Raw genomic sequence first — 26,397 nt, 5'->3', positions numbered from 1 at the left:
GTCAAAGCTCGGCGCTGCCGGGCAGCTCGGCGGCGAGCGCGTCGAGGGCGAGGCGCAGCTTCATGGGCATATGCGGCGCCGCCGGCCACAGCGCATGGGTGGCGAAGACCTGGCGCGGTACGTCCGCCAGCAAGGGCACCAGCGGCGCCGCTGTGAACCCGCGCGCGGATGAGCCAGCAGGGCAGCCAGGCGAGGCCGTGCCCCGCCTCGGCGGCATCGGCGATGGCTTCCAGATCATCGAAGCGCAGCCGGCTCGCTGGCGTCACCGCCACCGGCGCGCTTTTGCTCACCGGAAATTCCCAGGCCCTCACCCGGCCGTCGCGGGCATAGGTCACCGCGTGGTGGCGGTGAAGATCGTCGAGGTGCCGGGGTACGCCCGCCACTGCCAGATAGGCGGGGGCGGCGCAGACGGTCATCCGCTGCAGCCCGACGGTGCGGGTCATCAAGCCGTGGCCTGACCCGATCTCGCCATTGCGGATGGCGAGATCGAACCCGTCCTCGACCAGATCGACCAACCGGTCCGACAGGGCGAGATCGAGTTCGAGCCGGGGATGGCGGGCGGCCAGCCGCGCCAGCACGGGGGCGACGCAGCGCCGGCCGAACAGCAGCGGCGCGCTCACCCGCAGGCGTCCCGTGGCCTCGCGCCGTCCGCTCTCCAGCGTCGCCCGGCCGGCACGCAATTCGCCCAGCGCCCGCACGCAATGCTCGTAATAGCGTTGCCCGTCGTCGGTGAGGCTCAGGGCGCGGGTGGTGCGGTGGAACAGCCGCACCGAGAGCCGGCCTTCCAGCCGCGCCACCGTCTTCGCCACCGCCGAACGGGTCAGGCCGAGGCGGGCGCCCGCCGCCGAGAAACTGCCGGTGTCCACCGCGGCGACGAAGGCGTCGACGCCTGCCAGAACCTCGCTCATGCCGCTTTCCGCTTGCTTCCCCTATTGGCGCCTCAGTGTCGCCAATAGTGGGAGAAACTAGCGCAACCGGAGACGTAGCTTCAACCTTAGAACGCTCCGAGACATTCCCGCTCACGGAGCAAGGACGATGAACGCAGACACGATTCCCGCCACGATGCGGCGCTGGGAGATGGACGGTTTCGGACGCGCGGCGCTGGAACTGCGGCAGGTGGCGGTGCCACGGCCCGGCCCGGGCGAGGTGCTGGTGAAGGCGGCGGCGGTGGCGCTGAACTACCGCGACCTGCTGATCATCGCCGACGGCATGGGCGCGCCGCTCGCCTTTCCCTTCACGCCCGCATCCGATCTCGCCGGCACCGTCGTCGCCACGGGCGCGAATGCCACCCGCTTCGCGACGGGCGCGCGAGTGATCGCCACCTTCTTTCCCGGGTGGATCGACGGCCTGCCCGCCGGCGATTCCGCCCGTCTGCCCTATCAGGCGCTCGGCGGAGCCTATGCCGGCGTGCTCGCCGACTATGTCGCGCTCCCCGAGGCCTGGCTGGCGGCGGCGCCGGAGGGGCTGCCGCTTGAGGAAGCCAGCACCCTGCCCTGCGCCGGGCTTACCGCCTGGTTCGGGCTGGTCGAGCGCGGCGGGCTCCGGGCCGGCGACATCGTGCTGGTGGAAGGCACCGGCGGCGTCGCGCTGTTCGGGGTGCAGATCGCCAAGGCCATGGGGGCGCGCGTCATCGTGGTTTCCGGCAGCGCCGGAAAGCGGGAGCGCGCCCGGGCGCTCGGCGCCGACATCTTCATTGACCGCACGCAAGGCGACTGGGTGGACGCGGTGCGGGCGGCGACCGGCGGACGCGGTGCCGACCATGTTCTGGCGCTGGCTGGGGGCGCCGCGCTCGGCCGGGCGGTGGAGGTGGCGGCGATCGGCGGGCGCATCGCCCAGATCGGCGTCATCGAGGGCTTCGAGGCGGCGCTCCCGCTCGGCCCGCTGATGCTCAAGCAACTCGCCGTCAACGGTATCGGCGTCGGCCATCGGCGGGCGCTGGAGGATCTTGTGCGCGCGATCGACGCGACGGGGCTGAGGCCGGTCATCGATGGGCGCTACAGCCTGGCGGAGCTGCCGGCGGCGCTCGATCATCTGGAGCGCGGCGCCTTCGGCAAGATCGTGGTGACGCCCGGCTGAGCGGCCGCATCCCCCGCCCTCCCTTGCACGCGCCCGGCGCTGCGCTTAAACCGGGCGCGAAGGCTTAAGGAGCGCGTCATGACGAGCCGCAACAGCGATGGTCGCAACGGGAACGAAGCGTCGGTTGAGCCGGCCGGCGAGGGCACGGCGCACGACTATTCCGCGACCCTGTTCCTGCCGCAGACCGAATTCCCCATGCGCGCCGGCCTGCCGCAGCGCGAGCCGGAGCTGCTGGCGCGCTGGGAGCGGATCGACCTCTATGGCCAGCAGCGCAAGGCCGGCGAAGGCCGCCCGCGCTTCGTGCTGCATGACGGCCCGCCCTATGCCAATGGCAACATCCATATCGGCCACGCGCTCAACAAGATCCTGAAGGACGTGGTGGTGCGCTCCCAAGGGGCGCTCGGCCATGATTCCAACTATGTGCCGGGCTGGGACTGCCACGGCCTGCCGATCGAATGGAAGATCGAGGAACAGTACCGCGCCAAGGGCAAGAACAAGGACGAGGTGCCGGTCGTCGAGTTCCGCCAGGAATGCCGCGCCTTCGCCGAGGGCTGGATCGACGTGCAGCGCGCCGAGTTCAAGCGGCTGGGCGTCGAGGGCGACTGGTCGCACCCCTATGTGACGATGAGCTATGACGCGGAAGCGCAGATCGCCCGCGAGATCATGAAATTCGCCGGCAATGGGCTGCTCTATCGCGGCTCCAAGCCGGTCATGTGGTCGGTGGTGGAGCGCACCGCGCTGGCCGAGGCGGAGGTGGAGTACCACGACCACCAGTCGACCACGATCTTCGTCAAATTCCCGGTCACCGGCTATCGCAAGAGCGCCGCCACAGCCGGCGGCCTGCCCAAGGGGCTGGAGCCGCCGGAGGACGCCGCCGACATCCACCTGTTCCCCTCCTATGAGGGCGCCAGCGTGGTGATCTGGACCACCACGCCCTGGACCATCCCCGGCAACCGCGCCATCGCCTTCTCGCCCAATGTCACCTATGCCGTCTATGAGGTGACCGAGGCGCCGCACGACAATTGGGCCAAGGTCGGCGAGCATTTCATCCTGGCCGACAAGCTGGCGGAAGAGGTGTTCAAGGCCGCCCGCGTCACGGCTTACGAGCGCCACAAGGAAGTGGACCCGACGCATCTGGTCTGCGCCCATCCGCTGAACGGTGTCGAGGGCGCGCAGGGCTATTTCGATTTCCGCGTGCCCGTGGTGCCCGGCGACTTCGTCACCGACGACACCGGCACCGGCTTCGTCCACATCGCCCCTGGCCACGGCGCCGACGACTTCAATCTCTACATGTCCTCGCATCTCGGCGAGGTGCCGCACACGGTCGGCCCCGACGGGCGCTATTACGACCATGTGCCCCTCTTCGCCGGCGCCCGCGTCATGGACGACAAGGGCAAGGACGGCGACGCCAATGATGCGGTGATCAAGGCGCTGTCGGCCGCCGGCAAGCTGCTGGCGCGCGGAAGGCTGAAGCACCAGTACCCGCACAGCTGGCGTTCCAAGGCGCCGATCATCTTCCGCAACACGCCGCAATGGTTCATCGCGATGGACAAGGACATCGCGGCGGCGGACGGTTCCACCACGGGCGGCGACACGCTGCGCGCCCGCGCGCTCGGCGGTATCGCCGGGGTGCAGTGGGTGCCGGCCTCCGGCCAGAACCGCATCACCGGCATGATCGAGAACCGGCCGGACTGGGTGGTCTCGCGCCAGCGCGCCTGGGGCGTGCCGATCGCCGTCTTCGTGCGCGACAAGGGCGACGGCACGGTCGAGATCCTGCGCGACGAGAAGGTGAATGCCCGCATCGCCGAGGCCTTCGCCACCGAGGGGGCGGACGCCTGGTACAAGGAAGGCGCCGCCCAGCGCTTCCTCGGCACCGATTACAGCTCCAATGAATGGAGCAAGGTCGACGACATTCTCGACGTGTGGTTCGATTCAGGCTCCACCCACGCCTTCACGCTGGAAGTGCGCGACGACCTCAAAGCCGACCGCGCCTTCAATGGCGGGCCGGACCGGGTGATGTATCTCGAAGGCTCTGACCAGCACCGCGGCTGGTTCCATTCCTCGCTGCTGGAGAGCTGCGGCACGCGCGGGCGCCCGCCTTATGACGTGGTGCTGACCCATGGCTTCGTGCTCGACGAGCAGGGCCGCAAGATGTCGAAATCGGTCGGCAATGTCGTCGCCCCGCAGGAGGTGATCAAGAACTCCGGCGCCGACATTCTGCGCCTGTGGGTGTGCGCCTCCGACTATTCCGACGATCTGCGCATCGGGCCGGAAATCCTGAAGACCACGGTCGAGACCTATCGCAAGCTGCGCAACACGCTGCGTTGGCTGCTGGGCTCGCTGCACCATTACCGCGAGGCCGAGCGCGTCGCCTTCGCCGACATGCCGGCGCTGGAAAAGATGGTGCTGCACCGCCTCGCCGAGCTCGACGGCGTGGTGCGCGAGGCCTATGCCGCCTTCGACTTCAAGCGGGTGAACGCGGCGCTGACCGCCTTCATGACCAGCGAACTCTCGGCCTTCTATTTCGACGTGCGCAAGGACGCGCTCTATTGCGACCCGCTGTCCTCGGTGACGCGGCGGGCCTGCCTCACCGTGCTCGACGAGGTGTTCAACCGGCTCGTCGTCTGGCTGGCGCCGATCCTGCCCTTCACGGCGGAGGAGACCTGGCTGGCGCGCTTCCCCTCCGAGACCGGCTCGGTGCATCTTCAGACCTTCCCCGACACGCCGGCGAAATGGCGCGATCCGGTGCTGGCCGATGAGTGGCGCAAGATCCGCCTGGTGCGGCGCGTCGTGCTCGGCGCGCTGGAAGTGGAGCGCGCGGCCAAGCGCATCGGCTCCTCGCTGGAGGCGGCGCCGGTGGTGCATGTGAGCGACCCGAACCTTTTCGCGGCGGTGAGCGCGGTCGATCTCGCGGAAGTGTGCATCACCTCCGACGCGCATCTGATGCCGGACGAGGGCCCGGCCGACGCCTTCCGCCTGCCCGACGTGCCGGGCGTGGCGGTGGTGCCGAACCGGGCGGTGGGGCACAAATGCGCCCGCTCCTGGAAGATCTCGCCGCTGGTGGGCACGGAGCCGGACTATCCCGACGTGACCCCGCGCGACGCCCAGGCGCTGCGCGAACTGGCCCATGCCCGCCGGGCGGCGGAGTGAGCGCGCGCGTGTCGCTCCGCCTCGCCGGCCCCCACACGCTCACCGGCGCGCTGTTCGCGCTCGCCGCGCTGGCGATCGACCAAGGCTCCAAGCTCGCCGTGCTGCACGGGGTGGATTTCGGCCCTGACGGCATCGTGAAGGTGGCGCCCTTCCTCGACATCGTCTGGGCGTGGAACACCGGCATCAGCTACGGCCTGTTCTCGCTCGGCGCCGAGGGCTGGTGGGTGCTCGGCGGGGTGAAGCTGGTGGCGGCGGTGCTGTTCTGGTTCTGGCTGGCGCGCACCGACAACCGGCTGGAGGCCGCCGCGCTGGGGCTGCTGATCGGCGGGGCGCTCGGCAATGCCATCGACCGCGCCGCCTATGGCGCCGTGTTCGACTTCGTCTCGCTGCACGCGTTCGGCTTCTACTGGTACGTGTTCAACCTCTCCGACGTGGCCATTGTTGCCGGGGTCGGGCTGCTTTTGTATGCTTCCTTTTTCGGGAGCGCCGCAAAATCGCCGCCCTGAAGTGAGATCGGACCTTCCGCACGCTTGAGCGGTCGCGTGGGCGAGGCGTTCTCGCCCCCCACGGACCGGCAGGAGACGACCGGATGACGACACGAGTTCATGCCGCCCGCGCCGCGCTGTTCGCCGGCGCCCTGACCTGCGCCGCCGCCGGGGCGTTCGGCACCGCGCCGGCTTTCGCCGACGACGAGCCGCCGGAGATGAACCTTACCGGCCGGCTTCTCACCGGCCTCGGCCTGGTGCCGCCGCCCCCGCCCGATATCGAGTATCGCGAGCGCCCGCCGCTGGTGGTGCCGCCGACCGGCGACATTCTGCCCCCGCCGCGCGACGCCTCAGCGATCTCGCAGAATCCCGCCTGGCCGAAGGACCATGACCAGGTCGTCCGCGAGGCGGAAGCGAAGGCGAACTGGGTGGACACGCGGGCGACCTCAAGCCGCGTCGGCGAGGCGCGCTCGCTCACCCCGGCCGAACTCAACAAGGGCTATCGCTCTGGCAAGGCCACCGGCAGCGGCTTCGCCAATAGCCGCACCAACGAGGACAACCGTCTCTCGGTGAACGAGATGGGCTTCCTCGGCTGGGGCAACAAGAAGGACGACACGGTCCGCTTCGAGGGCGAGCCGGAGCGTGCCTCGCTCACCGAGCCGCCGCCCGGCTACCAGACCCCCGCGCCCGGCGCCAAATACGGCGTTGTCGCCGACCGTCCGGAAGACAAGGCGTGGAAGATGCCGAGCTGGTTCGACCGCACCCAGAAGAACGGCAACTGACCGGGCGCGCCCGCCTGCCGGCGCGCCGTCTCCTTCCCGCGCCGGCCGGCGTGTCGCCCTGCCCGCGCCGGGATCGCGTTCGCGGCGTGCCGCGCGCGGCCCGGTTCCTCACTTCGCGGTGAAGCCCGCCGGCGGCGCATCGCGCCGCGCCCGCTTCATCGCTACATTGCCTGCGTCTCCGCCCTGCGCCGCCCGAGACCGGGTGGCGCGCCCGTCTCCTCCGGGCGGCCCGCCGAAACGGATGAAGCTGTGACTGGAAGACTCATGCCCGCTCTGATGCTGCTCGCCGGCGCCGCCGCCGGCCTCGCCACCGCTCCCGCGCGCGCGGACGCCGCCGAGGTGGCAGAGTTCACCCTCGGCAACGGCATGCAGGTGGTGGTGGTGCCCGACCATCGCGCCCCGGTCGTCACCCATATGGTGTGGTACCGGGTTGGCTCGGCCGACGAGCAGCCGGGCAAGTCCGGCATCGCCCATTTCCTCGAACATCTGATGTTCAAGGGCACGGACAAGCACCCGGCCGGCGAGTTCTCGCAGGTGGTGGCCAAGCTCGGCGGGCAGGAGAATGCCTTCACCTCGCAGGACTACACCGCTTATTTCCAGCGCGTCGCCAAGCAAAACCTCGCCACTGTGATGGGCTTCGAGGCCGACCGCATGACCGGGCTGGTGCTGACCGACGAGGTGGTGCTGCCCGAGCGCGACGTGGTGCTGGAAGAGCGCCGCATGCGCACCGATAACGACCCCGCCTCGCAGCTTTCCGAGGCCGCGCAGGCGGCGATGTTCGTCAACCACCCCTATGGCCACCCGATCATCGGCTGGGAAGACGAGATCAAGCAGCTCAACCGGCAGGACGCGCTGGATTTCTACCGCCGCTTCTACACCCCCAACAACGCGATCCTGGTGGTGGCCGGCGATGTCGAGCCGGAGGAGGTGAAGAAGCTGGCCGAGGAGACCTATGGCAAGGTTGCCCCGCGCGCCGAGACGGCCGAACGCCTGCGCCCGCAGGAGCCGCCGCCGCGCGCCGAGCGCCGCCTCGTGCTGGCGGATGGCCGTGTCGGCCAGCCGAGCCTCTCGCGCAGCTATCTCGTGCCTTCCTATCGCGGCGACCGCGATGAGAGCGTCACGCTCGACGTGCTCGCCCAGGTGCTGGGCGGCGGTTCCACCGGGCGGCTCTACCGCTCGCTTGTGGTCGACAAGGGCGTCGCTGCCAGTGCCGGCGCCTGGTACCAGTCGACCGCGCTCGACGACACGCGCTTCGGCCTCTCGGTGACGCCGCGCCCCGAAGTGACGATGGAGGCGGTGGAAACCGCGCTCGACGAGACCATCGCGGCGCTGGCCAAGGACGGGCCGGATGCGGCCGAGCTGGAGCGGGCCAAGACCCGGCTGGTGGCCGAGGCGATCTATGCCCAGGACAATCAGGCGACGCTGGCGCGCATCTATGGCGCCGCGCTCGCCACCGGCTCCACCGCGCAGGATGTGAAGATCTGGCCGGAACTGGTGAAGTCCGTCACCGCCGAGCAGGTGCGCGACGCTGCCCGGCGCTGGCTCGTGCCCGCCCGTGCCGTCACCAGCCAGCTGCTGCAGGCCAAGCCCGCCCCCGCCGCCGCTTTGCCCGAACCGGGCGCCGAACGGGCGAGCCCCGGGGAGGACCGTTCGTGACCGGCCGCGCCGCAGGCCGGCGCTCCCGCCTTCTCCGTTCCTTTTTCTCGCTCGCCGCGGCCACGCTCATGACCATCGCCCTCGTCCCCGCCTCCCCCGCCCAGTCCGAAACGACACGCATCCAGCGGGTGATCAGCCCGGGCGGCATCGAGGCGTGGCTGGTGCACGACACCACCCTGCCGCTGGTGGCGATGGAGATCGCCTTTCTCGGCGGCGCGGCGCAGGACCCGGCGGAAAAGCCCGGCGTCGCCAGCCTCACCTCCTCGCTGCTCGACGAAGGCGCGGGCGATCTCGATTCCCGCGCCTTCCAGGACCGGCTGGCGGAAAAGGCGATCGAGCTGCGCTTCGACGCCTCGCGCGACAGCCTCGGCGGCTCGCTGCGCACCCTGTCGGAGAATGTCGACGACGCCTTCGCGCTGATGGCGCTGGCGGTGAAGTCCCCGCGCTTCGACGACGAAGCGGTGGAGCGCATCCGCCAGGGCCAGCTGGCGCAGCTGCGCCGGCGGCTGAACGATCCCTCCTCGCTGGCGAGTCTGGGCTGGTCGGCGGCGGCGTTCCCGAACCATCCCTACGGCCGCCCGGTTGCCGGCACGCTGGCGAGCGTGCCCACCATCAGCCGCGACGACCTCAAGAGCTTCGTCGCCCGCAACCTCGCCCGCGACAATCTCAAGATCGCGGTGGTCGGCGACATCACGGCGGAGAAGCTCGGCCCGGCGCTCGACGCCATGTTCGGCGCCCTGCCGGCCAAGGCCCAGCTGACCCCGGTGCCGGATGTGGAGCCGCAGGGCCTCGGCACCGATGTGGTGAAGACGCTCGCCGTGCCGCAGACCTCCATCGTCTTCGGCGGCATCGGCCTCAAGCGCGACGACCCGGATTTCATCCCCGCCTTCGTGCTCAACCACATTTTCGGCGGCTCGGCCTTTTCCTCCCGCCTGTTCAAGGAAGTGCGGGAAAAGCGCGGCCTCGCCTATTCCGTCTACAGCCATCTCGCCCCGCTCGACCATGCGGCGCTGATCCTCGGTGGCACCGCCACCAAGAACGACCGGGCGGCGGAGAGCGCGGCGCTGATCCGGGCGGAATATGAGCGCCTGCTCACCGTCGGGCCGAGCGAGGAGGAATTGGCGGACGCCAAGAGCTACCTCATCGGCTCCTTCGCGCTGCGCTTCGACAGCTCCGCCAAGGTCGCCTCGCAGCTGCTGCAGATCCAGATCGACAATCTCGGCATCGACTATATCGACATCCGCAACGAGCTGGTGGCGAAGGTGACGCTGGACGATGTGAAGCGCGTGGCCGCGCGGCTGAACGCCCATCCCGCGCTGCTTTTCAGCCTGGTGGGCGAGCCGACGGGCCTCACCGCCACGCCCGCCGCCGGCAATGGCGGCTGAACCCGCCGCGCCCCACGGGCGACAGGCGGACGCGAAGGCTTGACGCCACCGCCACAGGACAGGTTTCCTGTGCGCGGTGGCCTGCTATAAGAGCGTCCAGTAAAGCGGATCCAGGATCACCGGCCGGCCGGCGCTTCGGGGGAAGGTGCCACGGCTCATCCAGCCCGGGACGGCGGGGAGTATGCGTATGGGTATCGGGGACGTGCGAAACCGGCCGTTCGGCCAGACGGGACGCAGCGGGATGCTGAGGGGGCGCGCGCCGGCATGGCTCGCCGTTCCCGCGCTCGCCTTGCTGCTGGCCGGCTGTGCCGGCGCCGGCATTGGCGGCGGCAACGGCAATGAAGGCCCGATGGGCGCCGGCGACGCTGGCGACCAGGGCTTCCTCGGTTCCAGCATGCAGACCACCACCGTCGCGCCCACCGCCGCCGGTGGCGGCACCAGCGGCGCGGGCACGGCCGCGGTGACCCCCGGCGCGCCCGATCCGTCCGAATTCACCTGCCCGCCGATCCAGGTGCGGACCGGCGCGGCGGCCTGGCAGGTGACGGAGCCTTCCGATGGCGGCGTGCGCTACCAGGCGACGCTCGGCCAGTTCTCCCGCGAATGCCGCTTCTCCGCCCCCGACATGAACATGCGCATCGGCATTCAGGGCCGCGTCCTGCTCGGCCCCAAGGGCGGGCCGGGCAAGCTCACCGTGCCGCTCCGCCTCGCCGTGGTGGAAGAAGGCCCGGCGCCGAAATCGGTGTGGACCAAGTTCTATTCGGTGCCGGTGGAAGTCGGCCCGGGCGTGATGCAGGTCGATTTCGGCCTCGTCGCCGACGACGTGAACTTCCCCCGTCCGTCGCCCGGCGCGTCCGAGAGCTATGTCGTCTATGTCGGCTTCGACCCGCAGGGCAAGGAAGAGAAGCCGACCCGCGCCCGTCCTGCAGCGCCGCGCACCCAGCCGCAGGCGCAGCAGGCGCCGCGCCAGACCCCGGCCGCGGCCCGCCCGGCCCCGGTGGCGACGCCCGCCCCCACCGCGACGCCGCGCCAGACCTCCCCGGCCGTGGTGCCGGCGGCCAGCGCCGCACCGCGCACCGCCCCGGCCGCGCCGAGCACCACGGTGCAGAGCGCGCCTGCCACCCCGGCTCCGGCCGCCACCGCACCCGCAGCAACCGCGCCAGCGGCCGCGGCGCCCACCCGCACGATCACGCCGGCCCCGGCGGCCAGCGCCCCCGCGCCCGCCCCGGACAACAGCCAGACCCAGTGGATCGGCGCCCCCGCGCCCTCCACCGGCGGCTTCGCGCAATAGAGAAGGCGTCGGCCGACGGCAAAAAGCCCCGGGAGACCGGGGCTTTTTCGTAAGACATGTCGGTTGAGCCGAGGGCGGGGCGGCGTCCCCTTGCCCTATTCGGCGTGGCCGCGTCGGATGCGGCGGACCACCGACCAGATCACCAGCACCACGATGGGCACGGCGATGGCGGTGGCGGTGCCGACATCGTAGTGCAGTCCGGCTTCCTCGGCGCGGGCGTGCAGGCCTTCCAGCGCGTAATGCAGCAGGCTGATGACGTAATAGGAGATGGCGGCGACGGAGAGCCCTTCGACCGTCTGCTGCAGGCGCAGCTGCATGCGCGCGCGCTTGTTCATGCTCTGCAGCAGGTTGCGGTTCTGCTGTTCCAGCTCGACGTCGACGCGGGTGCGCAGCAGGTTGGCGGCGCTGGTGAGCTTGACCGACAGATTGGCCTGGCGCTGCTCGATGGCCTGGCAGGTGCGCATGGCCGGCTGCAGCCGGCGCAGCAGGAATTGCTGCCAGGTGGGATAGCCGGAAATCGGCCGCTCGCCGATGGTGCGCAAGCGCGAATTGACGATTTCCTCATAGGCGCGGGTGGCGCCGAAGCGGAACAGCGAGGCGGCGGCGTCCGCTTCCAATTGGGCGGCGAGGCCGGTCAGCGCGTCGAGCAGCTTGTGATTGGCGGCGAGGCCCTCGCTCTGGCGCATCTGCTCGGTGAGGCTGGAAAGCTCCTGCTCGCTATGCGCCACGGTGGGGGCGAGGCGTTGCGCCTCCGGCAGGCCGAGCAGCGCCAGCGTGCGGTAGGTCTCGATTTCCAGCACACGCTGCACCAGCGCGCCGGCGGCGTCGTCGGTCATGCCGCGATCGCGCACCAGAATGCGCACGAAGCCGGACGGGTCGGGCTGAAAGTCGGTGGCGATTTCGGCGAAGCCGTCCTCGACATCGGAGCGGGCGAGGCTGGTGCGGTCGAACAGCCGGTCGAGCGGCAGCGCGTCCGCCGTGTCGGTGACGAGGTGCAGGTCCACAGCCACCAGCAGCGGCCCCGGCTGCGGCAGCTGGGTGAGCACATCGGTGAGGCTGGCGGCGGAAGGCTGGAAGGGCAGACCGCCCTCGACCACATCCTCGGCCGGCAGCTCCCAGGTATAGGTGGTGAATTCGGCGTGGCGCTCCCAGCGCACGACGAAGCGGCCGAAGGCGACGCGGTGCTGCTTGGCCTCGCGGTCCGGCGCCGGCTGGCCGCGCGCCATGCACAGGCTGGCGAAGGCGGCGCGGTCCGCCACCGCCTGGGCGCGGTCGACGAGAAAGGCGACATGCAGGATGCGCGCGGGCGTCGACACCGCCACGAAGGGACGGGCGTGCAGTTCCGCCATCACGGGCGCGCGCAGCGGATGGTCGTAAAAGGTCTTGCCGGCCGCCCGGGCCGTCGCGTTCGTCGTCACCGAAGCTCGCTCCTTCACCTCCCCAGCGTCGTACCGTCGCGCCGGGGAACTCCGCGCGTTCCAGTGGGTTGCATGCTCGCGGCGCGCTGGCAAGGGGGCGATGGCGGACGCGCCGCGGCGCCGCGCCGCGTCGCGTCGCGCCCCTTGCCTTAACGGGAGGTACTGTTGCGCTTGCGCATCAGGCTTCCGGCAAAGCAGGGCGGTTCTAGAATCCATTTGCAAGGGTCAGGGCCCCAGAGCATGAAGACAGACGGTGTTTTCGGGATGTGTGACATGAAGTTCTCGCGGGTCTGGGCCGGCTGGCTCGCCATCGTCGCCGTGCTTGCCATCGCCCTGGCCGTTCCGGCCCCGGCGCAGGCGCAGTCCAAGCCCAATCCGAACCAGCCCCGGGTCTATCTGCTGCGCGGGCTCGCCAACATCTTCTCGCTCGGCATGGACGACCTCGCCGCCAAGATGCGCGCGAACGGCATCGATGCCAGCGTGCATTCCTATGTCGATCTCGACACGCTGACCCGCTTCGCCATCGAGCAGGCCACGGTGGGCAAGCGCCGGCCGACGCCGGTCATCATCATCGGCCATTCGCTTGGCGCCGATGCCGCCGTCACCATGGGCAACCGGGTGAGCGACGCTGGCGTGCCGGTGCCGCTGGTGGTGACGTTCGATCCGGTGACGCCGATGACCGCCTCGCCCAAGATCGGCAAGGTGGTGAATTATTACCAGGCCGGCGGCTCGGGCAAGCCGGTGGCCGGGCGCCAGGTGGAGAATATCGACCTGACCGGCGCCGGCGCGCTGAGCCACTTCAACATCGAGAAGGCGCCGGAGCTGCACAACAAGGTCATGGGCATGATCCAGCGCCCGGCCCGCCCGCGCGCCGTGGCCGCCACGCCGAAGCCGAAGCCGGTGGACGCCCCGGCCGATGCCGCCGCCGCTCCGGCGACGCCGGCCGCTACGCCGGCCGCCGGCCCCGCCGCCACCCCGGCGGCGACCCCTGCCGTGGCGCCGGGCACGACGCCGGCCGCCGCTCCCGCCACCCAGAGCGGCGCCGCCGCCCCGCTCGCGGGCGCCGAGACCGCCTCCGCGCCCAGCGCCGTGCCGACCGCGCCGGCCGGGACCGGCACATCGAACTGACGGCCTTCGAAGGGCTGACGACGGCGCGGGCCCCCGAGGGTGCCGCGCCGTTTTCGTTCATGCGGCGCTCTCAGGCCGGCAGAACCGAGAACACGATGAAGGTGTGCAGCTCGCCCTCCTCGTCGCGCAGCGAGACATATTCGCCCGGCACGAAGGCATGGTCGCCGAAGCGATAGCCGGTCTCGTCGTCGTCGCTGGCATCCGCCTCATAGTCGAACACCCAGCTCGATCCGCCCGCGCCGCCGGCGCGGTGCACCAGCCGCCCATGCTCCGGCGCCTCGTTGGCCCAGAAGCGGGTGACGGTGCAGGCGGCACGCTGGCCCTTCCACGCCTCCGCGTCGATGCGGCCCGCCCCGTCCAGCGGGGCGACGAATTCATAGCCATGGCGGGCGCTGCCCTCGGGAAACTCCTTCGAGCGGGCGAGATGCAGGCGGATGCGGCTGAGCGCTCCAGTGTCGGCGTCCTCCGTGCGGGCGGTGAGCTCGTTCATGCGCGTCTCCCTGTGTGCGGCGGCCGGCATGGGGCGCGGCCTTTGGGCACTGGCCTACCCGGTGGAGGTGCGCACCGCCTTGATCGCGCGCAAGGGGGCGTGCGCGGCTACCGAAGCCGCCGGTCGGACACGACATATTCATCCTTGGTCTAGTTTTTTTACCATAGGAAGCCGGCGCGCTTTTCCCTAGAATGGCTCGAAAGCGGAAGAGTCCTGCGCCGCGCCGTCGGCCGCCGGGGCCTCACAGACGTTCCCAGGGAGGAGTGCCATGTCCGGTCTCGTCATGCCGGCGCCGAAGGCGGATGTGCTGGCCCGCCGCGCCCGCATCGTCGCCGATCTGCGCGCCATCGTCCCCGGCGAGGGGGTGATCGATGCCGAGGCGGAGATGCGCCCCTTCGAGAGCGACGGGGTGACGGCCTATCGCCAGCTCCCGCTCGTGGTGGTGCTGCCCTCCACCACCGAACAGGTGTCGCAGGTGCTGGCCTATGCCCATGCCAACGGCATCCCCGTGGTGCCGCGCGGGGCGGGCACCTCGCTGTCCGGCGGGGCGCTGCCGCTGGAAGACGGCATCCTGCTCGGCATGGGCAAGTTCAACCGCATCCTCGACATCGACTTCGACAACCGCACCGTGGTCGCCCAGCCGGGCGTGACCAATCTCGGCATCACCACGGCGGTGGCGCATGAGGGCTTCTATTACGCGCCCGACCCCTCCTCGCAGATCGCGTGCACCATTGGCGGCAATGTCGGCGAGAATTCCGGCGGGGTGCACTGCCTGAAATACGGGCTGACGACGAACAATGTGCTCGGCGTCGAGATGGTGCTGATCACGGGCGAGGTCATCCGCCTCGGCGGCAAGCATCTCGATTCCGGCGGGCTGGACCTGCTCGGCCTCATCGTCGGCTCGGAAGGCCTGCTCGGCGTGGTGACGGAAGTCACGGTGCGCATCCTCAAAAAGCCGGAGACGGCACGCGCCGTGCTGGTCGGCTTCCCCTCGTCGGAAGCGGCGGGCGCCTGCGTCGCCGCCATCATCGCCGCCGGCATCATCCCCGGCGGCATGGAGATGATGGACAAGATGATGGTCCACGCCGCCGAGGCCTTTCTCGGCGCCGGCTACCCGCTCGATGTCGAGGCGCTGCTGATCGTCGAGCTCGACGGGCCGGAGGCGGAGGTGAACCACCTCATCGAGCGCGTGGCCGAGATTGCCGGCACGCTCGGCTGCCTCACCCTGCGCGCCTCCACCAGCGAGGAGGAGCGCGTCGCCTTCTGGGCCGGGCGCAAGGCGGCCTTCCCCGCCGTGGGACGGATTTCGCCGGATTATCTCTGCATGGACGGCACCATTCCGCGCAAGGCGCTGCCGCTGGTGCTGAAGCGCATGGAGGAGATGTCGGAGAAATACGGGCTGCGCTGCGGCAATGTCTTCCATGCCGGCGACGGCAATCTGCACCCGCTGATCTGCTACGACGCCAACCAGCCCGGCCAGCTTGAGAAGGCGGAGGCCTTCGGCGCCGACATTCTGCTGCTCTGCGTCGAGGTGGGCGGCGTGCTCACCGGCGAGCACGGTGTGGGGGTGGAAAAGCGCGACCTCATGCCGTCCATGTTCGACGAGACCGACCTCGCCCATCAGCAGCGGCTGAAATGCGCCTTCGATCCCGACGCGCTGCTCAACCCCGGCAAGGTGTTCCCGGTGCTGCACCGCTGCGCCGAGCTGGGCCGCATGCATGTCTCGGGCGGCAAGCTGCCCTTCCCCGACCTGCCGCGCTTCTGATGGCAACCCTCCTCGTCCGCAACGCCACGGTGCTCGTCACCATGGACGGCGCCCGCCGCGAGATATCGGGCGGCGGGCTGTTCGCGCGCGACGGGATGATCGTCGAGGTGGGGCCGAGCGCGAGCCTGCCGGCCAGCGCCGATGAGGTACTCGACCTCTCCGGCCATGTGGTGCTGCCCGGTCTGGTGAATTGCCACCACCATCTCGACCAGACGCTGACCCGCGCTCTGCCGGCGGCGCAGAACGTCAATCTGTTCCGCTGGCTTGGCGCGCATTACCGGCTGTGGGCGGCGCGCACGCCGGAGGCCTCGCGCACGGCGACGCTGGTGGGGCTGGCGGAACTGGCGCTGTCGGGCTGCACCACCTGCTTCGACCACGCCTATGTCTTCCGCAATGGCTGCGCGGTGGACGACCAGATCGCCGCCGCGCGGGAGATCGGGCTGCGCTTCATGGTCTCGCGCGGCTCCATGTCGCTCGGCCAGTCCAAGGGCGGCCTGCCGCCGGATGACTGCGTGGAGGACGAGGACGCGATCCTCGCCGATTGCGAGCGGGTGATCGCCCGCTATCACGACGCCGCGCCCGGCGCGCTGCTGCAGATCGCCCTCGCCCCCTGCTCGCCCTTTTCGGTGACGCCGGAGCTGATGCGGGCGAGCGCGGCGCTGGCGCGGGACAAGGGCGTGCGGCTGCACACCCATCTGGCCGAGACCGTCGATGAGGAGCGCTACACGCTGGCGCGCTTCGGCAAGCGGCCCGTCGCCTATATGGAGGAGCTGGGCTGGCTCGGCCGCGATGTGTGGTTCGCCCATGCGGTGCATGTGAACGCGCATGAGATCGGCTGCTTTGCCGGTGCCGGGGTCGGCGTGTGCCATTGCCCGTCCTCGAATATGCGCCTCGCCTCCGGCATCGCCCCGGTGCGGGCCTATCGCGCGGCCGGGGTCAAAGTCGGGCTCGGCGTCGACGGCTCGGCCTCCAATGACGGCAACAATCTGCTCACCGAGGCACGGCAGGCCATGCTGCTGGCGCGGCTGCAGATGTCCTTGCGCCCGCCCGAGGGGCCGGACACCACGCTCTCCACGTCGGACCCCTCGCGCGACCATGAGTGGATGAGCGCGCGCGAGGCGCTGGAGCTCGCCACGCTCGGCGGCGCCTCGGTTCTGGGGCGCAGCGATATCGGCGCGCTGGCGCCGGGCTATTGCGCGGATTTCTTCGCCCTGCGGCTCGACGATGTCGCCTTCGCCGGCGGCCTCGCCGATCCCGTCGCCGCCGCCCTGTTCTGCACGCCGGGGCGCGCCGCCTTCACCTATGTGCAGGGACGGCCGGTGGTGGCGCAGGGCGAGGTGGTGACGATCGACCTGCCCTCCGTGGTGGCCGAACACAACACGCATGCCGCGCGGCTCGCCGCGCTTTCGGGAGTGGCTTGAAATGAGCGAGAGGCTGTGTCCGCGCGACGAGGCGGAGGTGGTGGAGGCGGTGCGCTGGGCGGTGTCGAACGGACGCACGCTCGACGTCGCCGGCTCCGGTTCCAAGGCCGGGCTCGGCCGCCACATCCAGACCGACGCCACGCTGGAGCTGGGCGGCCTTTTCGGCGTCACCCTCTATGAGCCGGAAGAGCTGGTGCTGAGCGCCAAGGCGGGCACGACGGTGGCGGAGATCGAGGCGCTGGTCGCCGCGTCCAAGCAGATGCTGGCCTTCGAGCCGATGGATTTCGGCCCGCTGCTCGGCGTGGCGCCGGGCGGCGGCACGCTGGGCGGGCTGATGGCCTGCAACCTCGCCGGCCCGCGCCGGCCGAGCGCCGGGGCGGCGCGCGACCACGCGCTCGGCATTCGCGCCGTCTCCGGCCGGGCGGAAGCGTTCAAGGCCGGCGGGCGGGTGGTGAAGAACGTCACCGGCTATGATCTGCCGCGCGGGCTGGCGGGGTCCTACGGCACGCTTGCCGCCTTCACCGAACTCACCATCAAGGTGCTGCCGCGCCCGGAGACGGTGGAGACGCTGCTGCTGCTGGGCCTCGACCCGGCCGCCGCCGCAGGCGCGATGAGCGCGGCGGTCGGCTCCTATTACGACGTGTCCGGCGCCGCTTATGTGCCGGAAGCGGTGGCGGCTGCGATTCCGGCCGTTGCCGGCGCGGGCGCGTCGGTGACGGCGCTGCGGCTGGAAGGGGTGGCGCCCTCGATCCGCCACCGCCGGGGCAAGCTGGAAGAGATTCTGCGCGGGCGCGGCACGCTGTCCTTCCTCGACGCGGAGGCCTCGCTCGCCTTCTGGCAGGCGGTGCGCGACGTGACGCCGTTTGCGGCTTTTGTCACCTCTCCCCCACGGGGAGAGGTCGGCGCGGCTGCCGCGCCGGGTGAGGGGACTGGGCGCGCGCCTTCCCCCTCACCCCGCCCTCTCCCCGTGGGGGAGAGGGAGACGCATGCCCTCTGGCGCGTCTCGGTGGCACCGATGGCGGGGCCGTCGATCGGCGCGGCGCTGGCGGGGCTCGGCGCGCGCTGCCTTTACGACTGGGCCGGTGGCCTCGTCTGGGTAGAGATGCCCGGCGCGGAACCGCAGACGGCGGCGGTGCGCGCGGCGGTGGCGGCGGCCGGCGGCGGCCATGCGACGCTGATCCGCGCCAGCGCGGCGGCGCGGGCGGGCGAAGAGGTGTTCCAGCCGCTCGACCCGATCACCGGCGCGCTGATCGCCCGGATGAAGAACGGCTTCGACCCCGGGCGCGTGCTGAGCCCCGGGCGTATGTATGCGGGAGTGTGAGTGATGCAGACGAACTTCTCCGTCGCCCAGCTGGCCGATCCGCAGACCGCACGGTCGGAACAGGTGCTGCGCGCGTGCGTCCATTGCGGCTTCTGCACCGCCACCTGCCCGACCTATGTGCTGCTGGGGGATGAGCTGGATTCCCCGCGCGGGCGCATCTACCTGATCAAGGACATGCTGGAGAATGACCGGCCGGCGACGCAGGAGGTCGCCAAGCATATCGACCGCTGCCTGTCCTGCCTGTCCTGCATGACCACCTGCCCCTCGGGCGTGCATTACATGCACCTGATCGACCATGCGCGCGACCATGTGGAGGCGACCTATGACCGCCCGCTGATGGACCGGCTGACGCGGGCGCTGCTGGCGCGGGTGCTGCCGAGCCGCACCCTGTTCCGCCTCGCCATTGGCGGGGCGATGGTGGCGAAGCCCTTCGCCGGCCTGTTCGCCTCCATCCCCGGCCTCGCGCCGGTGGCCGCCATGCTGCGCCTTGCCCCGGCGCGGCCGGCCACGCGCTCGGCGGATGAGGGCGTGCGCCGCTTTCCCGCGCAAGGCCCCCGCCGCGCCCGCGTCGCCCTGCTCGATGGCTGCGCCCAGCCGGTGCTGCGGCCGGAGATCGACGCGGCGGCGATCCGCCTGCTCACCCGCCTGGGCGTGGAGATCGTCCGCCCCGTCGGCGGTGGCTGCTGCGGCTCGCTCACCCACCATATGGGCAAGGAGGAACTGGCGCTCGCCAATGCTCGCGCCAATGTCGATGCCTGGTGGCGCGAGATCGAGGGCGAGGGGCTGGACGCGATTCTCGTGACCACCTCGGGCTGCGGCACGACGATCAAGGATTACGGCCACATGCTGCGCACCGACCCGGCCTATGCCGAGCGGGCGGCGAAGGTGTCGGCGCTGGCCAAGGATGTGAGCGAGTTCCTCGCCGCGCAGGCGCTTCCTGCGCCGGTCATCGCGCCGGGCATCCGCGTCGCCTATCACTCCGCTTGTTCGCTGCAGCATGGCCAGCGCGTGCGCACCGCGCCGAAGACGCTGCTGGCCAGCGCCGGTTTCACCGTGCTGGAACCGGCCGAGGGGCATTTGTGCTGCGGTTCGGCCGGCACCTACAACATCCTCCAGCCGGAGATCGCCGGGCGGCTGCGCGCGCGCAAGGTCGCCAATATCGAACGCACCGATCCGCAGGTGATCGCCGCCGGCAATATCGGCTGCATGACGCAGATCGGCGGCGGCACACGCGTGCCGGTCGTCCACACAGTGGAACTGCTGGACTGGGCCACGGGCGGGCCGATGCCGGCTGAGCTGGCGGGGCTGCGCGCGGCGGCGTGACGGGCTGACGGCGTGGCGGCGGGCGGCTAGGGTAGAGCGTCCCCGCTGCGTCGTCAGGTCTTCCATGTCCTCTTTCCTTCCGCGTCCCCGTCTTCTCGTGCTCTCCCTCGGCGGCACCATCACCATGACCACCGCGCCCGATGGCGGCATCGCCCCGACACTGGGCGCGGCCGAGCTGGTGGCCGCGGTGCCCGGTCTCGCCGAGGTGGCGGACATCGAGGCACGCTCGCCGATGAAGGTCGGCAGCGCCTCGCTGACGCTGGAGAACATCGCCGCCGTGGCGGGCGAGATCCGCGCCGGCTTCGCCGCCGGCATCGATGGCGCGGTGGTCATCCAGGGCACCGACACCATCGAGGAAACCGCCTTCGCGCTCGACCTGCTGGTGCCGGGCGAGCGGCCGGTGGTGGTGGTTGGCGCCATGCGCGGCCCGCAGCAGCCGGGCGCCGACGGGCCGGCTAATCTTCTCGCCGCCGCTCTCGTCGCCGCCAGCGACGCGGCGCGCGGTCTCGGCACGCTGGTGGTGCTGAACGACGAGATCCACGCCGCCCGCTTCGTGCGCAAGGCGCATACGGCGCTCACCTCCGCCTTCGTGTCCGACATGGCCGGTCCGCTCGGGCTGGTGGCGGAGGGGAGGGTGCGGCTCTTCACCCGCGTGACGCGCCCGGCGCTGGCCTTCGACCCCGGCGCGGCGCCTCTGCCGCCGGTGGCGCTCCTGAAGATCGCCATGGGCGACGATGGCAGGCTGCTGCGCGCCGTGCCCGATCTCGGCTATGCCGGCCTCGTCATCGAAGGGGCGGGGGCGGGCCATGTGCCGGGCGCGCTGGCGCCGCTGGTCGGCGAGGTGGCGGCGCGCCTGCCGGTGGTGCTGGCCAGCCGGACGCTGGCCGGGCCGGTCTTCGCCCGCACCTATGGCTATCCCGGCTCGGAGATCGACCTGCTGGCGCGCGGCGTGCTCTCCGCCGGGCTGCTCACCGGGGTGAAGGCGCGGCTGATGCTCACGCTGGCTTTGGCCGCCGGCGCCGACCGCGCGGCGCTGGCGCAGGCGCTGGCCGCCTATGAGTAAGCCCGCCGGCCCGCGCCGCTGAGCCGGCGTCCACAAGCGCGGGCAAGACTGGCGCAAGCCACATGTCCTTCTGTGCCGCGAGGTAAAAGGACATGTGGAGGTATCACGTGGGTACGATGCGTCTCGGCATCGCGATGAAGCTCGGCATTGCGTCCGTGCTGCTCGTTCTTCTCTCCTGCGGCGTGCTGGTGAGCCGGCATTTCGCCATGGCGAGCATCGAGGAGGCGAATGACGCCGCCGAACGGCAGGCGGAAATCCTGGGCATAAGCGAAGAGATCGGTAAGCTGCTGACCCGCATTCAGCTCAACGCCACCGAGATGCGGCTGTCCTTCGCCAACCCCAATAATGAAGCGCTGCTCAGCTCGGTGAAGAAGGACATCGGGGCGGCGCAGGGCGGGCTCGGCCGGCTGCTGGAGCTGGAAACCCACGAAGATGATCGCCGAGAGTTCCTCACGCTGAAGCGTCTCATCGGCGAGATCGGCAAAGTGACGGTCAAGGTGCATGCCTCCGAGGTGGTGCAGCAGCAGTTGGTCGAGGCCCGTCCGGCACTGGCGATGCGGGCGCGCACGCATTTCTCCACCCTCGCCGGCCAGATGCTCGAACTCGGCAATACCGACATGGCAAGCAACCTGCAGCCGTTGGAACAGCTGATCGACAGCATCAACCTCGCCGCCTCCACCTATATGCTGGAAGGCGACGCCAAGCAGCTGAAGCGCCTCACCTCGACGCAGAACCGCGTCGTCACCATTCTCACCGATCTGCGCACGCAGATGGCCGACAATGCGCAGGTGGCGCAGACGGTGGAGATCGCGTTGAAGGATTTCGACGCCTACAAGCGGTTGATCGACGACACTATCGCCGAACTCGCCAGCCGCAGCGCGCTGGTGAACGAGAGCAGCACGCCGCTGATGCGTGAGGCGGCCAGCGTGCTGGCCGGGGTCACCAAGGAAACCTCCCTCCAGGCCGACGAGGCGCGGGCGCTGGCCGACCAGGCGCTCACCGACGGCATGACCCGCATTCTCGTCTTCTCTGCCATCGCCATTCTGGCGGCGGTGCTGGCCGGCGCCTATTCCTTCCTCGGCATCGCCCGGCCGGTGCGCGAGGTCAGCGCGGCCATGGAGCGGGTGTCCGCCGGCGATCTGGAAGCGGTCATCCCCCATGCCGGGCGCACCGACGAGATCGGCGAGCAGGCGCGCGCGCTCACCGTGTTCCGCGACGGGCTGCGCGAGGCGGAGGCGGCGCGGGAGGAGGCGCGCCTCCTCGCCAAGCGCGCCGCCGAAAACCGCCATGCCGAGATGCGCCAGCTCGCCGATCAGTTCGAGGCGGCGGTGGGCGCGGTGGTCGACACGGTCGCGACCGCCGCCAGCGACCTGCAGGCGGCGTCCGAAGCGCTCAACGCCACGGCGGAGGAGGCGACCAACCAGGCCGGGGCGGTGGCTGCCGCCGCGCAGCTCGCCACCTCCAATGTGCAGACCGTGGCGTCGGCGATGGAGGAGCTTTCCGCCGCCGCGCAGGAGATCGGCGACCGGCTGCAGCATTCCACCGTGATGACCGAGCGGGCGGTGGGCGAAGTCGCCGCCACCAGCGGCCAGGTGAGCGAGCTGAAGGCCTCGGCCGAGCAGATCGGCACCATTACCGGCCTGATCGACTCCATTGCAGGCCAGACCAACCTCTTGGCACTGAACGCCACCATCGAATCCGCCCGCGCCGGCGAGGCCGGGCGCGGCTTCGCCGTGGTGGCGCAGGAGGTGAAGGCGCTGGCCAGCCAGACCGCGCAGGCCACTGCCGGCATTTCCGAGCGCATTTCCGGCATTCAGGAATCGACGGGAGGCGTGCAGGGGGCCATTGCCGGCTTCAGCGCCACCATTACCGAGCTGCGCAACGCTGCGGCGGCGATTTCCGCCGCCATGACCGAGCAGCACGCCACCACCTCGGAAGTCGCCCGTTCGATCCAGCAGGCGGCGAGCGGGACGCAGGAGGTGACCACCAACATCTCCGCCGTCCAGCGAACGGCGCAGGCATCCGCCGCCGCCGCGCACCGGGTGCTGACCTCGGCGCGCGACCTGTCGCTGCAGGCGGTGACGCTGCGCCGCGAGGTGCACAGTTTCGTCGACATGGTGCGCGCGGGCTGAGCGGCCACGCGACCACCGGCTCAGGAACTGCCGATGAGGATGCCGGCGGCCAGCACCAGCAGGCCGCCGAGCACCACCTGCACCAGCGCCGAGCCGAAGGGCGTTTCCATATAGTGGGTGCGCACATAGGCGATGGCGGCGAGTTCGACCGCGACAACGACACCGGCGACCGCCGTGGCGGTCCAGAAATCGGGGATGAGATAGGGCAGGGTGTGGCCGAGCCCGCCCAGCATGGTCATCACCCCGCAGGCGATGCCGCGCGGCCACGGGCTGCCGCGCCCGGTGATGGCGCCGTCATCCGAGAGGCCCTCGGTGAGGCCCATGGAGATGCCGGCGCCGATGGAGGCGGCGAGCCCGACGAGGAAGGCGGCCCAGGAATCCTGGGTGGCGAAGGCGGCGGCGAAGATCGGCGCCAGGGTGGAGATCGAGCCGTCGATCAGCCCGGCGAGGCCTGGCTGGACGATCTGCAGCACGAAGACCCGGTGGGCGGCCTCGTCCTCATGCACGCGGGCGCCGCTGGTCTCGATCTGCCCGCCGAGTTCCTGCGCCAGCGTCTCATGCGCGCTTTCCGCCTCGGCGAGGTCGGCGAGAAGCTGGCGCGTGGCGGCGTCGCGGGCGCGGGCGGCGGCCTTGATGTAGAATTGCTGCGCCTCGTATTCCATCACTTCGGCCTGCCGGCGCACCGCGTCGATGCGCAGCGTGTCCATCAGCCAGAGCGGGTTGCGCTTGAGGAAGCCCTTCACATCCTGCCGGGTGATGTAGGGCAGCGCCTCGCCGAAGCGCGCGACATAGAGCTGGTGCAGCGCGTGGCGGTGGCCGTGCTCCTCCTGCGCCATGCGCTCGAACATCGCCGCCGTGGCGGGATAGTCCGCCTTCAGCCGGCCGGCGAACTGGAGGTAGATACGGGCATCCTCCTCCTCATTGGAGATGGCGAGGGCGAGAATCTCGGCTTCGCTGAGGTCGGAGAAGCGTTTCATGGCAGGCCCCCGGGGCTAAGATTAGAAAGGTTCTAATCCTATGGCGTGGGAGGTGTCGATTGCCTGACAGGCGGGGCAGGCCTGTGTGAAACGCAGGGACAGCGGGGGCAGGGAGCGGAAGGTCCTGCGGCGAGATGCTTCGAGGCCGGCCTGCGGCCGGCACCTCAGCAGGACGGTGTATGCCGTGAACGGGTACAGGAAAACCGCGAAGCCGGGAGCCACGTCATCCTGAGGTGCGCGCGCAGCGCGCCTCGAAGGATGCGGTGACAAGGCAACGGCGTGGAACGTGGCGACCGTCTTGAGGCGCCCAAACGAAACGGGGCGCCCGAAGGCGCCCCGCTCAAAATCCTCAAACGCCCGAAGGCGGCGGATCACTCCGCCGTGGCGGCCTCGCCATCCTCGGCCTTGGCCTTGGCTTCCAGGTCTTCGCCGGTTGCCTGGTCGACGACCTTCATCGACAGGCGGGTCTTGCCGCGCTCGTCGAAGCCGAGCAGCTTCACCTTCACCTTGTCGCCTTCCTTGACGACATCGGAGGGCTTGGCCACGCGCTCCTTGGCGAGCTGCGAGACGTGCACGAGGCCGTCCTTGGCGCCGAAGAAGTTCACGAAGGCGCCGAAATCGACGACCTTGACCACCGTGCCCTCATAGATGTGGCCGATCTCCGGCTCGGAGGCGATGGACTTGATCCAGTTCAGCGCCGCCTTGATCGACTCGCCCGAGGCGGAGGCGACCTTCACCGTGCCGTCGTCCTCGATGTTGATCTTGGCGCCGGTCTTCTCGACGATCTCGCGGATCACCTTGCCGCCCGAGCCGATCACTTCGCGGATCTTGTCGACCGGGATCTGGATCACCTCGATGCGCGGAGCGTGCTCGCCGAGCTCGGAGCGGGCGCCGGTCAGCGCCTTGCTCATCTCGCCGAGAATGTGGTGACGGCCATCCTTCGCCTGAGCGAGGGCGACCTTCATGATCTCCTCGGTGATGCCGGCGATCTTGATGTCCATCTGCAGGGCGGTGACGCCCTTGTCGGTGCCGGCCACCTTGAAGTCCATGTCGCCGAGATGATCCTCGTCGCCGAGGATGTCGGAGAGCACGGCGAACTTCTCGCCCTCAAGGATGAGGCCCATGGCGATGCCGGCCACCGGGCGGCGCATCGGCACGCCGGCGTCCATCAGAGCGAGCGAGGTGCCGCAGACGGTCGCCATGGAGGAGGAGCCGTTCGACTCCAGGATCTCCGAGACGGCGCGCAGCGTGTAGGGGAACTCATGCGCCGGCGGCAGCAGCGGGCGGATGGCGCGCCAGGCGAGCTTGCCATGGCCGATTTCGCGGCGGCCGGGCGAACCCATGCGGCCGGTCTCACCCACCGAGAAGGGGGGGAAGTTGTAGTGCAGCAGGAAGCGCTCCTTATAGGTGCCTTCCAGGCTGTCGATGAACTGCTCGTCCTCGCCGGTGCCGAGGGTCGCGACCACGAGGGCCTGCGTCTCGCCGCGGGTGAACAGGGCGGAACCGTGGGCGCGCGGCAGAACGCTCGCCTCGGCGACGATCTGGCGGACGGTCTTGGTGTCGCGGCCGTCGATGCGGATACCCTCGTCGAGGATGTTCCAGCGCACGATCTTGGCCTCGAGCTCCTTCAGCACCTCGGAGAGGGTCTGGGAGTCCGGCACGTCCTTGCCTTCGGCGGCGAGGGCGGCGTAATGCGCCTTGGCCTTCGCCTTGGCATTGCCGACCGCCTCGTAGCGGTCCTGCTTGCGGACGATCTTGTAGGCGGCGCGCAGATCGGCGTCGATCAGGGCGCGCAGCTCGGCTTCCAGCGCCGAATGGTCGGGAGCGGCGAAGTCGCGCGGCTCCTTGGCGGCCTTCTCCGCGAGGCGGATGATGGCGTCGATGACCGGCTGGAAGTGGCGGTGGCCGAACATGACCGCGCCGAGCATCACCTCTTCGGAGAGCTCCTTGGCTTCGGATTCGACCATCAGCACGGCGTCGGCGGTGCCGGCGACCACGAGGTCGAGCGCCGATTCCTTCAGCTCGTCGAGCGTCGGGTTCAGCACATATTCATTGTCGACGAAACCGACGCGGGCGCCGCCGATCGGGCCCATGAACGGCACGCCGGAGAGGGTGAGGGCGGCCGAGGCGGCGACCATCGCCACGATGTCGGGGTCGTTCTCAAGGTCGTGCGAGAGCACGGTGACGACGACCTGGGTGTCGTTCTTGTAGCCTTCGGCGAAGAGGGGGCGGATCGGACGGTCGATCAGGCGGGAGACGAGGGTCTCCTTCTCGCTCGGGCGGCCTTCGCGCTTGAAATAGCCACCGGGAATGCGGCCGGCCGCGTAGGTCTTTTCCTGGTAGTTGACGGTGAGCGGGAAGAAGTCCTGGCCGGGCTTCGGCGCCTTGGCGGAAACGGCGGTGGCGAGCACGGTGGTGTCGCCATAGGTCGCGAGCACGGCGCCATCAGCCTGGCGCGCCATACGGCCGGTCTCGAGGGTCAGCGTGCGCCCGCCCCAGTCGAGTTCCTCGCGGTGAATATCGAACATGTCTGTCTC

18 protein-coding genes and 1 pseudogene are annotated in these 26,397 nt (G+C 70.3%); 14 read left to right on the top strand and 5 right to left on the bottom strand.

Annotated features, from left to right (window positions below; all coding sequences use genetic code 11):
• Nucleotide 1: 1 nt before the first annotated feature.
• Nucleotides 2-908, bottom strand: a pseudogene (locus ACO07Z_RS11975) (LysR substrate-binding domain-containing protein).
• Nucleotides 909-1,035: 127 nt separating this feature from the next.
• Here ACO07Z_RS11975 and ACO07Z_RS11970 point away from each other — a divergent pair.
• The 7 genes from ACO07Z_RS11970 to ACO07Z_RS11940 all read left to right on the top strand — a co-directional run bounded on the left by ACO07Z_RS11970 (nt 1,036) and on the right by ACO07Z_RS11940 (nt 10,822).
• Nucleotides 1,036-2,076 carry a zinc-dependent alcohol dehydrogenase family protein gene (locus ACO07Z_RS11970; RefSeq protein ID WP_421698928.1) on the top strand — a complete coding sequence of 347 codons (1,041 nt, stop codon included), beginning with the start codon at nt 1,036-1,038 and terminating at the stop codon, nt 2,074-2,076.
• A gap of 78 nt (nt 2,077-2,154) precedes the next feature.
• Nucleotides 2,155-5,226 (top strand): isoleucine--tRNA ligase, encoded by a 3,072-nt coding sequence (gene ileS / locus ACO07Z_RS11965; protein ID WP_421698927.1) that lies wholly within the window; start codon nt 2,155-2,157, stop codon nt 5,224-5,226.
• An 8-nt stretch (nt 5,227-5,234) separates the two neighbouring features.
• Nucleotides 5,235-5,732, top strand: a complete 498-nt coding sequence (gene lspA, locus ACO07Z_RS11960; RefSeq protein ID WP_421698926.1) for a signal peptidase II — start codon at nt 5,235-5,237, stop codon at nt 5,730-5,732.
• A gap of 83 nt (nt 5,733-5,815) precedes the next feature.
• On the top strand, nt 5,816-6,493 hold the full coding sequence (locus tag ACO07Z_RS11955) for a hypothetical protein (RefSeq protein WP_421698925.1): 678 nt from the start codon (nt 5,816-5,818) through the stop codon (nt 6,491-6,493).
• 264 nt (nt 6,494-6,757) lie between these two features.
• The gene (locus ACO07Z_RS11950; RefSeq protein WP_421698924.1) at nt 6,758-8,149 is read left to right on the top strand and encodes a M16 family metallopeptidase; all 1,392 of its coding nucleotides are present in this window, start codon (nt 6,758-6,760) and stop codon (nt 8,147-8,149) included.
• Nucleotides 8,146-9,534, top strand: coding sequence for a M16 family metallopeptidase (locus ACO07Z_RS11945; protein ID WP_421698923.1), 1,389 nt, complete (start codon nt 8,146-8,148; stop codon nt 9,532-9,534). The genes ACO07Z_RS11950 and ACO07Z_RS11945 overlap by 4 nt, the downstream gene beginning before the upstream one ends.
• Before the next feature lie 187 nt (nt 9,535-9,721).
• A complete protein-coding gene (locus ACO07Z_RS11940; RefSeq protein ID WP_421698922.1) occupies nt 9,722-10,822 on the top strand; it encodes a hypothetical protein in 1,101 nt (366 codons plus the stop codon).
• Between the two features lie 95 nt (nt 10,823-10,917).
• On the opposite strand, the gene ACO07Z_RS11935 is transcribed toward ACO07Z_RS11940, so the two are convergent.
• Complete coding sequence (locus tag ACO07Z_RS11935; RefSeq protein WP_421698921.1) at nt 10,918-12,240, bottom strand: DUF3422 family protein; 1,323 nt, start codon at nt 12,238-12,240, stop codon at nt 10,918-10,920.
• A gap of 273 nt (nt 12,241-12,513) precedes the next feature.
• Here ACO07Z_RS11935 and ACO07Z_RS11930 point away from each other — a divergent pair, with 273 nt between their 5' ends.
• Complete coding sequence (locus ACO07Z_RS11930; protein ID WP_421698920.1) at nt 12,514-13,368, top strand: hypothetical protein; 855 nt, start codon at nt 12,514-12,516, stop codon at nt 13,366-13,368.
• Between the two features lie 70 nt (nt 13,369-13,438).
• Here ACO07Z_RS11930 and ACO07Z_RS11925 read toward each other — a convergent pair whose 3' ends face one another.
• On the bottom strand, nt 13,439-13,858 hold the full coding sequence (locus ACO07Z_RS11925) for a hypothetical protein (RefSeq protein WP_421698919.1): 420 nt from the start codon (nt 13,856-13,858) through the stop codon (nt 13,439-13,441).
• Between the two features lie 268 nt (nt 13,859-14,126).
• On the opposite strand from ACO07Z_RS11925, the gene ACO07Z_RS11920 reads away from it, so the two are divergent.
• The 6 genes from ACO07Z_RS11920 (at nt 14,127) to ACO07Z_RS11895 (ending at nt 22,883) form a co-directional block, all read left to right on the top strand.
• Nucleotides 14,127-15,623 (top strand): FAD-linked oxidase C-terminal domain-containing protein, encoded by a 1,497-nt coding sequence (locus ACO07Z_RS11920; protein ID WP_421698918.1) that lies wholly within the window; start codon nt 14,127-14,129, stop codon nt 15,621-15,623.
• Nucleotides 15,623-17,044 (top strand): 8-oxoguanine deaminase, encoded by a 1,422-nt coding sequence (locus tag ACO07Z_RS11915; protein ID WP_421698917.1) that lies wholly within the window; start codon nt 15,623-15,625, stop codon nt 17,042-17,044. Before ACO07Z_RS11920 ends, ACO07Z_RS11915 begins: the two co-directional genes overlap by 1 nt.
• Nucleotides 17,007-18,365, top strand: a complete 1,359-nt coding sequence (locus ACO07Z_RS11910; protein ID WP_421698916.1) for an FAD-binding protein — start codon at nt 17,007-17,009, stop codon at nt 18,363-18,365. The genes ACO07Z_RS11915 and ACO07Z_RS11910 overlap by 38 nt, the downstream gene beginning before the upstream one ends.
• Nucleotides 18,366-18,368: 3 nt before the next feature.
• A complete protein-coding gene (gene glcF, locus ACO07Z_RS11905; RefSeq protein WP_421698915.1) occupies nt 18,369-19,688 on the top strand; it encodes a glycolate oxidase subunit GlcF in 1,320 nt (439 codons plus the stop codon).
• Between the two features lie 64 nt (nt 19,689-19,752).
• Nucleotides 19,753-20,751 carry an asparaginase gene (locus ACO07Z_RS11900; protein WP_421698914.1) on the top strand — a complete coding sequence of 333 codons (999 nt, stop codon included), beginning with the start codon at nt 19,753-19,755 and terminating at the stop codon, nt 20,749-20,751.
• A gap of 116 nt (nt 20,752-20,867) precedes the next feature.
• Nucleotides 20,868-22,883, top strand: a complete 2,016-nt coding sequence (locus tag ACO07Z_RS11895; RefSeq protein ID WP_421700800.1) for a methyl-accepting chemotaxis protein — start codon at nt 20,868-20,870, stop codon at nt 22,881-22,883.
• Between the two features lie 20 nt (nt 22,884-22,903).
• Here ACO07Z_RS11895 and mbfA read toward each other — a convergent pair whose 3' ends face one another.
• Entirely contained in the window at nt 22,904-23,860 is a 957-nt protein-coding gene (gene mbfA, locus ACO07Z_RS11890) for an iron exporter MbfA (protein WP_421698913.1), read from the bottom strand.
• 371 nt (nt 23,861-24,231) lie between these two features.
• Nucleotides 24,232-26,388 carry a polyribonucleotide nucleotidyltransferase gene (gene pnp, locus ACO07Z_RS11885; protein WP_421698912.1) on the bottom strand — a complete coding sequence of 719 codons (2,157 nt, stop codon included), beginning with the start codon at nt 26,386-26,388 and terminating at the stop codon, nt 24,232-24,234.
• Nucleotides 26,389-26,397: the final 9 nt, after the last annotated feature.

Source organism: Ancylobacter sp. (assembly GCF_965229075.1).
Taxonomy (GTDB): Bacteria; Pseudomonadota; Alphaproteobacteria; order Rhizobiales; family Xanthobacteraceae; genus Ancylobacter.
This window is presented reverse-complemented; position numbering and strand designations above follow the sequence as displayed.

Coding starts and splice junctions, on each gene's coding strand:
- ACO07Z_RS11970 (WP_421698928.1), top strand. CDS start 1,036: ATGAACGCAGACACGATTCCCGCCACGATGCGGCGCTGGGAGATGGAC.
- ileS (WP_421698927.1), top strand. CDS start 2,155: ATGACGAGCCGCAACAGCGATGGTCGCAACGGGAACGAAGCGTCGGTT.
- ACO07Z_RS11955 (WP_421698925.1), top strand. CDS start 5,816: ATGACGACACGAGTTCATGCCGCCCGCGCCGCGCTGTTCGCCGGCGCC.
- ACO07Z_RS11950 (WP_421698924.1), top strand. CDS start 6,758: ATGCCCGCTCTGATGCTGCTCGCCGGCGCCGCCGCCGGCCTCGCCACC.
- ACO07Z_RS11940 (WP_421698922.1), top strand. CDS start 9,722: ATGGGTATCGGGGACGTGCGAAACCGGCCGTTCGGCCAGACGGGACGC.
- ACO07Z_RS11930 (WP_421698920.1), top strand. CDS start 12,514: ATGAAGTTCTCGCGGGTCTGGGCCGGCTGGCTCGCCATCGTCGCCGTG.
- ACO07Z_RS11925 (WP_421698919.1), bottom strand. CDS start 13,858: ATGAACGAGCTCACCGCCCGCACGGAGGACGCCGACACTGGAGCGCTC.
- ACO07Z_RS11920 (WP_421698918.1), top strand. CDS start 14,127: ATGTCCGGTCTCGTCATGCCGGCGCCGAAGGCGGATGTGCTGGCCCGC.
- ACO07Z_RS11915 (WP_421698917.1), top strand. CDS start 15,623: ATGGCAACCCTCCTCGTCCGCAACGCCACGGTGCTCGTCACCATGGAC.
- ACO07Z_RS11910 (WP_421698916.1), top strand. CDS start 17,007: ATGCCGCGCGGCTCGCCGCGCTTTCGGGAGTGGCTTGAAATGAGCGAG.
- glcF (WP_421698915.1), top strand. CDS start 18,369: ATGCAGACGAACTTCTCCGTCGCCCAGCTGGCCGATCCGCAGACCGCA.
- ACO07Z_RS11900 (WP_421698914.1), top strand. CDS start 19,753: ATGTCCTCTTTCCTTCCGCGTCCCCGTCTTCTCGTGCTCTCCCTCGGC.
- ACO07Z_RS11895 (WP_421700800.1), top strand. CDS start 20,868: ATGCGTCTCGGCATCGCGATGAAGCTCGGCATTGCGTCCGTGCTGCTC.
- mbfA (WP_421698913.1), bottom strand. CDS start 23,860: ATGAAACGCTTCTCCGACCTCAGCGAAGCCGAGATTCTCGCCCTCGCC.
- pnp (WP_421698912.1), bottom strand. CDS start 26,388: ATGTTCGATATTCACCGCGAGGAACTCGACTGGGGCGGGCGCACGCTG.